Genomic DNA, 12,611 nt, shown 5'->3' with positions numbered 1-12,611 from the left:
TCAATTCGTCTCATTTAACCCTCTATTTCTGGGATCATAGCGGAAAGCGGTTGCGACTTGCATCCTATTGGGAACGCGTCCCAGTTTAACATAAAAGAGGTTATCAGCGAAACTGCCCCAGTTGACTGGAATCGGGGCCAGCGGTTTTGGTACTCTGCCAGGGGTAGGAAAAAGGATAGCAGACGTTTTCGAGTGGCTGAATTGTTTCCTATATTCGTTTATGTCCTAGAACTGGGAAACTTGAAACAAGATAAATGATCCACACATGAAGAACCTCTGGCTCACGCCCCTATGTGCACTTCTTATGACAGTAGGCTGCTCAGAGAAGCAGATAAGCACTTCCAGTAAACCATTTGACGGTTTCAGGTTGACTGGCACCGTCAGGGGTGTGCCAGACAGTACCTTCATCTTTGTAGACAAGGCTGATAATATATCGGGCGAAATAACTCCGCTGGACTCTGCCATGGTGATAGACGGGAGATTCGAGTTGGCAGGGGCAATGGAAGAACCGGCTATGAAGGCCTTGATCAGGAACCGGGACTTCAGTGACCTCAGGTTCATCTGGCTGGAGAAAAAACAGATACTCTTCAACGCAGAGAAAGGCAGGTTCAGTCGGGCCACCATCTCCGGTTCGGAGACAGAGCTGAAAAGCATCGAAATGCACGCGGCCATAGTCCCCCTTCATGGCAGAATGGATAGCCTCAGATCTGTTTTGAAGAAAAATAGTCTGGCTGAGACAGAGCGAGCTTTGGTGGAAGACAAATTAAAAGGGTTAGAAGAGGAGATAAAGCAATGGAATGTCTCCTTTATCAAGCAGAACCCGAGCTCCATGCTAAGCGCCAGTATACTGAACATCAGTAGCACTAAATGGGGGCGGAAAACGACCGAGGAGTTGTTTGCCGGCCTCTCTGGAGAGATCAGGAACTCTAGATACGGTGTTGCCATTTCCAATTACCTGCTCCTGAACAAGAGCCCGCATATAGGCGATCAATTCGCCGACTTCTCCCAGCAGTCATTGGATGGCAGGCTGGTAAGGCTTTCAGACTACAAGGGAAAGGTCGTCCTGGTGGAGTTCTGGGCCGCATGGTGCGGTCCCTGCAGATTAGAAAACCCTAATCTGGTTAGGACCTACAACAGCTATAAGGCCAAGGGATTTGAGGTAGTGGGTGTCTCATTGGACAGTAATAAGAGCGCCTGGGCAAAGGCCGTAGAGAAAGACGGTCTGCCATGGGTGCATGTTAGCGAGTTGAATGGGTTAGAAAACTCTGCAGCAGTGGTCTATGGTGTCAGCGCAATTCCTGATAATTTCCTCATCAATAGCAATGGGACCGTAGTGGGAAGGAACCTTCGAGGGGAGAAGCTCAATGAGATGCTTGCCGAACTTCTAAAGTAGAAGCCCTCCGCGCACTTTTTAACATATGGTCAGTTATCGTAGAAACCACCCCTACTCGCCAAGATCGGGGTGTCTTGGTACTTTGAAGGAAGCGTAAAATCACAGGCAGAAGCTTTCGGCATACTGAACTATTCCCATGTTTGTTTGGCCTATGGGTTTATGCCCCAGCCCTGTTAAACTTAAAACAAGATAACCGATCCTAATATGAAGAATTGCTGGATATTACCTGTTATCGGAGCGGCCGCTATATTAGCAAGCTGTGCAGAGAAGCAAATAAGTGCGTCCGTTCCGCCTCCTGACGGATTTAAGATTACAGGAAGTTTGAAAGGCATTCCAGACAGTACGTGGGTATTTATTGAAAGCGCTGAAAATTCTAACACTAAACTACCGATTGACTCTTCTCTTGTGATAGAGGGGAAGTTTGAATTGGAAGGGAAAATAGAAGAATCTACCTTGCTCTCCGTGCTTAGGACTAAAAACAACAGTGACTATAAATTCTTCTGGCTGGAAAATACAGTTATCTCATTTAACGGAGAAAAAGGCAAGTTCAGAGCAGCAAATGTAACTGGCTCTGCAACCGAGAGAAAGAACAATGAATTGAACAACTTTATCACGCCTGTAGTAAAGGCACAAGACAGCCTCCGTGCCTTAGTGGGTGGAAAGGGTTTGTCAGAGACAGAAAAGCAGAAGCTAGCCCTTGAGGTTGGTAAGCTTGACAAAGAAGAAAGGCGGAGGTACATCGATTTCGTAAAAAGCAATCCAAGTTCCATCGTCAGCGCCAAAGTATTGGACGTGTATAAATCAACCTGGGGCAAAGAGAAAACGGAAGAATTGTTTACTGCATTTTCTAATGAGAACAAAAACACAAAGTACGGTTCCTCTATATCAAATTACCTGCTCCTAAATAAAAACCCACAGATAGGTGACCAGTTTGTTGACTTCACTCAAAATTCGCTGGACGGGAATCAAGTACATCTTTCAAACTACAAGGGAAAGGTCGTCCTCTTGGAGTTTTGGGCGTCTTGGTGCGGTCCCTGCAGAATAGAAAATCCTAATCTAGTTAAGACCTACAGCCAGTATAAAGCTAAAGGATTTGAGGTGGTGGGAGTTTCATTGGATATAAGCGGAGATAACTGGAAGAAGGCCATTGAGAAAGACGGTCTACCGTGGGTGCATGTCACTGAATTGAATGGAGATAAAAATTCAGCCGCACTGATATACGGCATAAGCGGAGTTCCTGATAATTTCCTCATAGACCGAAACGGCGTCATTATAGCTAGAAACCTGCGAGGTCAGGAACTTAATGATAGACTTCAGGAATTGTTAAAATAGAAACACTCTGCACATTGTTTAACATAAATTCGCTTATGGGCCGATAATTTACCTTATCTTGTATATAGCCATCCGCTAGGACAACTCCCATAGGCGACGGGTGAGAGCAGTAAGCTGTTGCGGTCTTAAGTACTATTTCTAAGCGGGCTGCATTCGTTTTCAACATGACTCAGCTGAGGCTCTACGATAAGCAGTGCCAAACAAAAAGCGTCTAAAGCCGAAGTGCCCGCCTCTTGTACAGGAAGCGGGCACCTCGGCATCGAAATAAAGCTTTTCTTAGCTGGCTTTCAGTGTGATGGTTCTTTCCACACTGTTGTAGGGACCAGGCAGTACGTTGCCATCCTCGCCAATCAATTCGAGCTTGATTGTGTTCTCGCCCATCGGCAGTCCCTCAATGGCATAAGGCAGCCACCTGTCCAGCATGAACTCTGTTCCGTTGACGGTGGCCCTTACCTTGTTGCCCTCAGGGGAAAGGTCTGTGTTCACCAGGTAGAAATCCAGCATGACGCGCTTAGTCTCATCACCAGTATACTCCCCTTTCGGGCGGCTGTAGAACATGTGCGGCGCCTTCCCGTCGAAATCTGACTTCTGTGCCGATTTCCCTGCTGTCACCACGCGCAGGTCATAGGCGCCTTCGTGCTTGAGGCTCTCGTGGTAAGAGCGGGACAGGAAAGAGAGAATCACGTGCTCGCCCTCTTCCAGCTCTTTTGTGAAGGCAGTGTCGTAGTGTGCGGTGTACGGCTCGTTGTCCACGATGTTATGGATATGCTGCCCCTGGTGCGAGTTTGCCATGTGTTCTGCATGGGAAGACTCCGTCATCTGGGTGAGCTGGTAGTTCTCCATCTCATACACAAAGTTCACCGGGCCCGTCTTAACTGTGCCGCCCGCCGCAGGCTCGGTTAATTTCAACCTCGCGTCGGGGAACTTCGGGGAGTCGTCAAAGGCATACACTCTCAGGCCGTCCTTGCTCATTACCTCCCCTGCAGGCGTGGGGGCATCGTTTGCCGCAGCGGCGGAATCCTGCATCGCCGCGGAGTCTTGACCTGCGCCTTCCTGGTTTTGCTCATTAGAGTTACAGGCTGTAAAGGATAGCACTAGCGAGGAGGCCAGTAGCAAATATGTTTTTTTCATATATATGGGATTATGTTAGTGGTCTGGCTAAGTTACAGATTTTATCTGTCTCGGATAGGAGGCAAGAGGCAACACACAGAACTACAACTGTCAATACCGTGCTCGCAAGCACTGGAACAATGCAGTTTAGAAATACCTCATCGAACCCGTACAAGGTGTTTGTGAACGGCCTGGAATTGTTTACTGCGGAAGGAAATCAGGGTATGCCATCAACTATGCGCCTGTAGGCTCTTACTCTGTGAGGGTACTGCAGGTAAGTGGCTATGCAGTCTATCCAACGGATAAAACCTATATGAGTAGTGTTACCTGTGGCGGTACGATCACTTTATCCTTTCCAGAATAACCAAACGGACCAAGTTATTAAAAAGCCCCTGCACAACAGGGGCTTTTTTGTTTGTTACTAGCCACAGTTCGAGCTTTCCCGGAACCGAGACCGTTGGAGGCGAACCGACCGCTACAAAGGAACAGGCGCATTTAGGGTTCAAACGTGCTAGCTAAATACCAGGGGGTGCCTTATATTTACACAATGGACCCTATCTTAAACGAGCTGCAGCAAGCAGCAGACGGACTCTATTTCAGGAGCGAGTCCGACCATCCCTTCGAGACCGTGGACATGGGCAGGGCAGAGCACCTGGACCCGAGCCCAGAGCAGCTGCTGGCCATGCTCGGGCGGCCCTTTGACGTTGCGGCGGAAACCGTAGACCTGCCTTACTTTCTCCGTAACATGACGCGGGTGCGGCCCGAGCAGAGCGAAAACAGGCGGCAGGAGGCCGAGCGCTTCCAGGCACTGGAGCAGACCCTGCTCAGCAGGCTCAGCAACGTCAAGGTCATTCGGCTAGGCAGCGTGCGGGTGGAGGCCTTCATACTGGGGAGCACGCCGCAGGGTCGGCTGGTGGGGCTCAAGACGAACCTTGTCGAGACCTGAGCAAGCCGTGTCCCGCAGCTGGGGATTTATCCCTAATTTCGCCGCTCAACCGAATTTTCCAACTTATAACCGATTACATGTTACAACTCTACATGCGCGGCAGAAGCACCCTGGTGCTCCTGCTTCTCTTGGCCTGGAGTGTGTCGGCCACCGCTTTGGCTGGCCCGAGCGCCGCACTGGCCCCCGAAAACTTCCCAGAGACCTTCGAGTCCGGCACCAAGGGCGGCTACGCCGCAGGGCCCGCCGAGCTGGCCAGCGGCACCTGGACGCTGGATGACGCCCTGCTGGGCAGCACCGACGCTGATAAGAAAGAAGGCACCAAGTCGGTGCGCATCCGCAACGCGGGCAGGCTCACCATGGACTTCTTCCTGCCCGAGGGCGCGGGCACCGTCACGGTGCGCCACGCCGTCTACGGCAACGACGCCGGCAGCGGCTGGGAGCTCTGGTCCATGACAGACGCCTGCGACTGCGAGAAGTGGACGAAGGTGGGCGCCACCGTCATATCCTCCTCCACAAGCCTGCAGACGGCTGCCTTCCGGGTAAACACCGCGGCACCCGTACGCTTTGAGATCCGCAAGGTGTCGGGCGGGAGCGCCCGCCTCAACATCGACGACTTCTCCGTGGGCGACTACGACTCCACGGTGCCGACCTACCCCGACAACGACCACCTGGCCCTGGGCAACCCGAGCATGGCGGTCGCGGACGTGAACACCCCCAACAACTACCTGATGCGCAAGCCGCAGTACGCGCTCTCCTACAGCCGCGACCGCGGCACCCCGAACTGGGTCAGCTGGCACCTGGACGCCTCCGACAGGGGCAGCGCCCCGCGCCAGGACGACTTCCGCGAAGATCCGACGCTTCCCGAAGGCTGGTACCGCGTCAACGAGGACAGCTACCGCGGGAGCGGCTTCGACCGCGGCCACAACACCCCATCGGCCGACAGGACCTCGACGGTTGAGAACAACTCGGCCACCTTTCTGATGACCAACATGATCCCGCAGGCCCCGCAGAACAACCAGCAGACCTGGAACAACTTCGAGCAGTACACCCGCTCCCTTATCGCCTCCGGCTATGAGGTGTACCTGATCATGGGCAACTACGGCGTGGGCGGCACGGGAAGCGGCGGCGGCACGACCAGCACCATCGACGGGGGCCGCGTGACGGTGCCCAACAGAGTATGGAAGGTGGCCGTGATCCTGCCTGTGGGCGACAATGACGTTTCCCGTATCTCGGCGGAGACGCGCATCATCGCCATCGACACCCCGAACTCGAACAGCATCAACGCCAACTGGGGCGCCTACCGCGTCTCGGTGGACGAGATCGAGGCGGCCACCGGCCTGGACCTGCTCTCTGCCCTGCCGGAAAGCGTGCAGGCGACCGTGGAGGCCAGCGTGGACAACGGACCGACGAACTAACCAAGCACTGAGGAAAGAAAAGAATGAGACATCTCTATAGCATACACACACACCGCAGTGCGGGCAGGACTCTGATGTCCCTGGCACTGCTCCTTTTGCTGCCGCTGCTGGCGGCGGCGCAGACGCCGTACAGGCTGTCGGACGGAACCTATACGGAAAGCTTCGCCGGCATCGCCGACTGGGCCGCCGACTTCGCCTCGGGCGAGGGCGCCGCGCCCTTCAGCCCCGCCGCGCCGAGCCCGACGCTCCCCTCGCAGAACAGGGTGTTCTCCACCGGCACTAGCGGCGGCGTGCAGAAAGGCAGCGGCAGTATCGTGCTGCTGGCCACCGGCTCGACCGACGGGCAGAACGCGGCGGCCTTCGACCTTGCCCTGGACTTCACGGGCACGGAGGCGGGCACGCTGAGCCTGGACTGGGCGGCTGTCAGCAACTCCACGGGCAACAGGCGCGCCACCTTCAGCATACAGGCCAACACGGGGGGCGACGGTGCCTTCGAAGAGGTTCCGGGCAGCGCTGTCACCATTGCCAACAACCCCGCAGCGCCCATGGCCGGGGCGCTGACGCAGCTCGCGCTTCCCGCCAGCCTCAGCGGCAGGGCGGACGCCAGGCTGCGTTTCTTCCTGGTGACCTCGGAGGGTACCGAGACAGGGGACCGCGCCTCGGGCAGCCGCCCGAAGATCAGCCTGGACAACCTGCAGGTGACGGCCACCGCGGCGGGAGACGGCGGAGAGACGACGACAGAGCCCGCGGTCTCTGTTTCCGTGTCCTCGCTGCCTGATTTCGGCAGCATAGAGGTGGGGTCCGTTTCGGGCTCCAGGACCTTCACCGTGAGCGGGCAGAACCTGACAGGGGACGTAGTGATTACGCCCGCCCCAGGCTTCGAGATACGCATCGGCGACAATCCGTTCGCCTGCTGCGCCATCACCCTGAGCCCTGTTGACGGCACGCTGGAGAGCACGACGGTTGAGGTGCGTTTCGCCCCTGCCGCGGCGCAGTCCTACAGCGACAACATCATCATAGGCGGCGCAGACGCGCAGCAGCAGGTGGCCGTGACGGGCACAGGCATCGCCGCCGTCTACCCAGCCACGCTTTCCACGGCCCAGGTGACGGATGTAACCTACACCACGGCCACGGCGGGCGGGCAGATCGCCTCTGACGGCGGCAGCCCGGTGACCGCCAGGGGCACGGTGTGGTCCACGGAGGTGAACCCGACGGTAGAGGGCGACCCACACACGACTGACGGCGAGGGCACGGGTGCCTTCACCAGCAGCATCGCGGGCCTGCAGCACGGCACGGTCTACTACGCGAGGGCCTACGCCACCAACGCCGTCGGCACCGCCTACGGCCAGGAGCGCACCTTCACCACGGCGGCCGTAGAGCTGGCCGCCGAGCCGACGGCGCCTTCCAGCGTCACCGTCAGCGAGGTGGGGGGCACGAGCATGAAGCTTTCCTTCGGGGGCGGCGACGGCGCCAAGCGCCTGGTGCTGGCCCGCATCGGGGGCGAGGTGGACGCCGTGCCTGAGGACGCGGTGACCTACACGGCCGACGCCGCCTTCAGGCAGGGCCAGGAGATCGGCGCGGGCAACTTCGCAATTTACAGCGGCACAGGGAACGAGGTGACCGTGACGGGGCTGCGAGGCTCCACCGAGTACCACTTCGCCGTGTTCGAGTACAACGACAACGATACCGAGGCGGCAGAGAACTACCTGACCTCTTCAGTGGGCAGGGCCAGGAAGACCACCGAGGGGACGGCGGGCTTCCTGGCCTTCGAGGAGAACTTCGACTATACACCCCAGACGCTGCTGACCGACAACGGCTGGGCGGCCCACAGCGGCGGGGCCACGAACGCCATTCCAGTGGCGGACGCGGGGCTCAGCTACGAGGGTTATGCTTCGAGCGGCATAGGCAACAGCGCGGAGATCAGGGCCAGCGGCCAGGACGTGAACCGCGGCTTTGACGCCATGGGACCTGGCGAGCCCGTTTACACGGCCTTCCTGGTGAACGTTTCCCAGGCCAGCGCCGGGGGCGACTACTTCCTGCACCTGGGCCCATCTAGCCTGGGCACCACCTTCCGCAACAGGGTGTATGTGCGCTCTAGCGCCGAGGGCGGGGTGCAGTTCGGCATCAGTGGCAGCGGCTCCGAGCAGGCCTACACCGAGGCCTCGTATGACTTGAACACCACGTACCTGATCGTGACCAAATATGCATTCGACGAGACGGGCAGCACGGCTACCCTGTATGTGAACCCCGCCGGTGCGGAGCCCTCGGAAGGGCAGGCCGTGATGGCGGAGGCGGGTGACAGGTCGCCGGCTGACATCGGCACCATCGCCCTGCGTCAGGGTTCCTCTTCGCCTGTGCTGACACTGGACGGCATCCGCGTAGGCACCTCTTACAGCCTGGTGACGGGTTTCGAGGAAGAGGAAAGCAAGACGGAGCAGGAAATCGCCTTCGGGCCGATAGAGGACAGGACCTTCGGCGATGCGCCGTTTGCGCTGACCGCCACGGCGTCTTCCGAGCTTCCCGTGACCTTGACGGTTGTGTCGGGCCCTGCCACCCTGGAGGATGGCACGCTGACACTGACGGGCGCGGGCCAGGTGCGCGTACGGGCGTCGCAGGCAGGGAACGAGGCTTTCGCCGCCGCCGCCGATGTGGAGCGGGCATTCTGCGTGAGGCCTGTGACCCCTACAGTAGAGGCAGACGGAACGGTGCTGCGTGTGGCAAACCACACGGAGGGCACCACGGCTTACCAGTGGTACCTGAACGGGGCAGCCATCGAGGGTGCCACCGAGAGTAGCCATGCGGCCACGGAGCCAGGCAGCTACACGGTGACGGCCACCGTGGGCGAGTGCGTTTCCGAGCCTTCCGCGGCGCAGGTTCTGACGCCGACGGGCATACGCGACGAGCTGCTGACGAAGGGCGCGAAGGCTTACCCTGTTCCCGCGACAGACAGACTGCACATCGAGGCAGGGGAGACGGGCAGCGGAACGGCTAAGGTCAGGCTCTATGACCTGGCGGGCCGCCTGGTGCTGACGCAGCAGGTGCGCACGGCAGGCACCCTGCAAACGGAGCTGAAGGTAGGCTCGCTGCAGCGCGGCCTGTACGTGCTGGTGGTGGAGACGCCGAAAGGCTTTATCACCAAGAAAATCACCCTGCGCTAAACGGGGGCAGGCGGATCCGCCTGCGCTTGCCGCGATAGCCTTCCGACGGTTTTTCATCGGGGGTGTCTCCGGTAAGGGAATTAGGCGTATATTGCGACAAAATTTAAGTAACGAATAGTATAGGCGCGGGCTTTTGGCCTGCGCCTATTTTTTTTACTGCGAGCCGCCGTGGCATGCCGCCTTTTAGTGCCGCGACAGACACAGCGCACGGCCATAGCCCGCACTGGTTTCCCCCTGTTTTCGAGGCACTTTTTTAGCGACATAGTTAGCAATATAAACTGTGGTGCCGACGCCATAGAATGTACCGCTTTCACCGCGTTTTTCGGCGGTTGAATGGCAGGTGGTTCTTGGCACGGTCTGGGCCTTGCGGAAACACCGCTTTAACGCAGCTGTTTTTCGCTGTGAAAGAACCGTTTCCCATAGGGAAAAATACCGCAGGGGAGTGGGTATTCTGGACAGCGTGCGCGCCACCGTAAAATATTCCCAGCGGAAGGGCTTTGTAGGCCACAGAAGTAGCTGCGATAGCGGGGCTTTTCTTAAATTGTAACAAAGTGTTACACCATAGTCGCCGTAAGAAACGGTATCGCCAGCGGCGCAAATACCGCAGTTTCACCTTTCCGATCCGAGATGGCGCACGTACAGGCTTGGCTGTGCCTGGAAAGCCATAATAGCGTGATGTTTGTCTTTCGTGCAGACAAGTAGGTAAGACTCAAAATCAGGGTGTGAACATGTGCCTAGAGCGTAACTCATAGAAACGCGCTCACAATGCTCTAAACGCATTTTTTACAGACATAAAAGTACAGCCTTTTCACGGGCAAAAACACCGCAGACATGGCACAGCGGCTTATCTAGGCAGAAAGGTGCATACGATAGGGCCAGCGACTACAATATAAAATCACCACAGATTTACAATTTACCGCACTAGACGTCCTGTTCCTTTAGGAGTAGGGGGCCAAGCTTAACGGCTTGGCTCCGAATGCCTAGGGCTCTTGTCTTTCGACCATGGCCCTGTAGGCGGCGTAATCCTCAGAGTCCATGTGCTGCCTGACGTACTCCTCCTGGCCGACGTCGTTCTTCTCCAGCACATACCTGGTGAAGGATAGGACGGAGCGGCACTTCTCGAAGCCCAGCTGACGCATGTGTCTCTGAACATTCTCTGGTAGCCCTTCCAGCCACTCGAGGTAATCCTCCTCGCTGGGTTCGAACTCCTGGGACTGTTGGTGGTAGCGGTAGACGATGTTGCCGTATGTGAACATCAGCTCGTGGAAGCGCCTGTCCTCTGGCGGGCACGCGTCCAGGAACGCCTGCTGGTCTTCTCGTTGGGGTGCTTTACTTTGATCATGCTTCAGTGGCTTTATCACAGGCGGTAGCGTATGCAAGCTACCGTAATCCTCTCTTTTTACACACTGCAGTAATTCCAGTGTGGCAGCGGTTGGCGGCGGCGAGTTTATTGATGTATAGAGTCTCTGTTTTGCTGGGCAATTATTTCCCTTACCAATAGTGATCCCATTCGTTCGGCTTCTGTTTTGAAGTTGTCGAGATGAGCCCACGTTAAGCGCTTGGCTGAGAGCCAGCCGTTGGATGATAGGCTTTCTGTGTTTGGTATGCTGCCAGAGCCATTGATTACCAGCCCGTCGTTTAGCTTAAGTTCATATGTTGCCTGCAACGCAATCGGCTGTGGCGCGATTGTTTGGTTCCCACTGGAAATACGGAAAAAGATGAAATTAAAAACCTGGCCTTTGTTCTCATACATGAACTGGCCCGGTACCTGCTGCAGGTTAATCACCAGCTTTTTGCCGTCCAGATGATTATTTTGTTCAAGGCTGTCGGCGGCCTGGTAAATACCCTTACGGATGTAGGTAGCCGCTACGTACGGGTCCAATTCGCAGGCAATTGTGTTATTCCAGCTGAAGTAGAAGATAGCCGGAATAAAATAGCCTTTTACTTTAGTAACCTTGTTTTTACCAGCTTCGACAGCAGGCAAGTTCACTGTAAGCCATTCTCGGTGTACTAGGGAGTTAGCATCGGACTTTGCCTGCTCGTTTACAAAGCTGGTGTATTTATTTATACTTACACAACCAGTAGAAAGTATGCACAGCAATAAGAGGCAGTAAAAGTGCTTCATAAAAAAGGACGCGAAGTTGTAAGTAAGGTTAAATATGGTTCACTGACTTCTATATAAACAGTCCTGTTCCAGTTATTTGTAGATTCCGCTTATCTGTCGAAATCTACAAATAACTGGAACAGGACTGTCGAATATACTATATAGGCGATCAAATATAAAGAGACTTGCTGTAAGTTTCTGCTCCTGCCATAGCACCAAAAACCTATGCTTCGATTCCAGGCTGTGGAGGCTGTTTCACCGATAACTTACATTATTTAAAATGAGTCAATGACGGAGCGGTCCGCGGTGCGGTATGTTATCTTAAATGTCTGGAATAACACAGTCATTAGGTAACATGACAGCTAAATAGAATAGCTATAAATTTTGAGTCTTATAATTTACCTTATGTTAAATAGGATTATTTTAAGTTAAAGATGCTTAAGTAGTTCCCGTCCCTTCTCCGTTGTGAAGTACTGATGCAAGGAACTGTTAGGCTGGTTCTTAACAGTTCAGTCTAACAGGCTCCAATCCAAAAGCGGGTCAATGTAGCGCCTTACGTTTTTAGTGTGGTTGGTTATGCCTAGGCCTTGCTCCAGTATTCTCCCTACGTTTCGTCGGTTTAGTGACATAAGCCAAGACCTTTAGGTGCTCCGCGCTCAACTGTGACAACAACTCCTTTATGTGGTCATTAGCTTAGTCACTAGCTTGATCACTAGCCTAGTCACTACTGCCTAAGCTTGCGGACAAGAAGGTTGGATGGCAGAAAAGCTCTACTTCGAAAAACGTGCGCTTATCATTCGTTCGGAAAACAGAGGATAAGTAACAATATCCGAAGAATAGCTACTTATCAAAGTAAAGAGCAAAATTAGCCTCTATCTCCTTTACCTCTTCGTCCGTCAAGGCGGCAAACTCTTTTTCCTTTGCCCTTTTAGACAGCTTGCCTTCCGACTGCTCTAAAAATTTGATCAGCAAAGCCACCATTTTATCAGGCATCTGGAAACGGTCGTCCAGCCAGGTTTTCATGGAGTCATACTGCTGCAGATATGCCACCTCTTCCGGTATGATCCTATCGAGGGTGTAGGCCACGCAGTCGAACAAAAACTCAGCCTGTAGGGTGGCCTCGAAGTAGCGGTAATAATCGATCGTGTCATTC

General features: G+C 55.0%; 10 protein-coding genes and 1 pseudogene. 6 read left to right on the top strand and 5 right to left on the bottom strand.

The annotated features are described in order from the left end of the window. Positions 1-265 precede the first annotated feature (265 nt). The gene (locus tag LN893_RS13600; RefSeq protein WP_229970922.1) at positions 266-1,393 is read left to right on the top strand and encodes a TlpA disulfide reductase family protein; all 1,128 of its coding nucleotides are present in this window, start codon (positions 266-268) and stop codon (positions 1,391-1,393) included. A 204-nt stretch (positions 1,394-1,597) separates the two neighbouring features. Then, the gene (locus LN893_RS13595) at positions 1,598-2,725 is read left to right on the top strand and encodes an AhpC/TSA family protein (RefSeq protein WP_229970920.1); all 1,128 of its coding nucleotides are present in this window, start codon (positions 1,598-1,600) and stop codon (positions 2,723-2,725) included. Between the two features lie 276 nt (positions 2,726-3,001). On the opposite strand, the gene LN893_RS13590 is transcribed toward LN893_RS13595, so the two are convergent. Then, the gene (locus tag LN893_RS13590; RefSeq protein WP_229970917.1) at positions 3,002-3,586 is read right to left on the bottom strand and encodes a phosphopeptide-binding protein; all 585 of its coding nucleotides are present in this window, start codon (positions 3,584-3,586) and stop codon (positions 3,002-3,004) included. 257 nt (positions 3,587-3,843) lie between these two features. Between LN893_RS13590 and LN893_RS13585 the strand changes: the two genes are divergently transcribed. From LN893_RS13585 to LN893_RS13570, 4 genes are all read left to right on the top strand, one after another. Next, entirely contained in the window at positions 3,844-4,083 is a 240-nt protein-coding gene (locus tag LN893_RS13585; protein WP_229970915.1) for a hypothetical protein, read from the top strand. Between the two features lie 299 nt (positions 4,084-4,382). Then, on the top strand, positions 4,383-4,781 hold the full coding sequence (locus tag LN893_RS13580) for a nuclease A inhibitor family protein (RefSeq protein ID WP_229970913.1): 399 nt from the start codon (positions 4,383-4,385) through the stop codon (positions 4,779-4,781). Positions 4,782-4,858: 77 nt separating this feature from the next. After that, on the top strand, positions 4,859-6,196 hold the full coding sequence (locus LN893_RS13575; RefSeq protein ID WP_229970911.1) for a DNA/RNA non-specific endonuclease: 1,338 nt from the start codon (positions 4,859-4,861) through the stop codon (positions 6,194-6,196). Positions 6,197-6,270: 74 nt separating this feature from the next. Further along, entirely contained in the window at positions 6,271-9,354 is a 3,084-nt protein-coding gene (locus LN893_RS13570; RefSeq protein ID WP_229970909.1) for a T9SS type A sorting domain-containing protein, read from the top strand. A gap of 310 nt (positions 9,355-9,664) precedes the next feature. Here LN893_RS13570 and LN893_RS13565 read toward each other — a convergent pair whose 3' ends face one another. The 4 genes and pseudogenes from LN893_RS13565 to LN893_RS13550 form a co-directional block, all read right to left on the bottom strand. Further along, the gene (locus tag LN893_RS13565) at positions 9,665-9,904 is read right to left on the bottom strand and encodes a hypothetical protein (protein WP_229970907.1); all 240 of its coding nucleotides are present in this window, start codon (positions 9,902-9,904) and stop codon (positions 9,665-9,667) included. A 430-nt stretch (positions 9,905-10,334) separates the two neighbouring features. Continuing rightward, positions 10,335-10,715 (bottom strand): hypothetical protein, encoded by a 381-nt coding sequence (locus LN893_RS13560; protein ID WP_229970905.1) that lies wholly within the window; start codon positions 10,713-10,715, stop codon positions 10,335-10,337. A gap of 86 nt (positions 10,716-10,801) precedes the next feature. After that, positions 10,802-11,479 (bottom strand): hypothetical protein, encoded by a 678-nt coding sequence (locus LN893_RS13555; protein ID WP_229970903.1) that lies wholly within the window; start codon positions 11,477-11,479, stop codon positions 10,802-10,804. A gap of 819 nt (positions 11,480-12,298) precedes the next feature. Then, positions 12,299-12,611: pseudogene (locus tag LN893_RS13550) on the bottom strand (Fic family protein); the annotation flags it as partial.

The sequence above is a fragment of the Pontibacter harenae genome (assembly GCF_020907245.1).
Lineage (GTDB): Bacteria > Bacteroidota > Bacteroidia > Cytophagales > Hymenobacteraceae > Pontibacter > Pontibacter harenae.
Note: the sequence above shows the minus strand (reverse complement) of the source record. Positions and strands in the feature narration are given on the sequence as shown.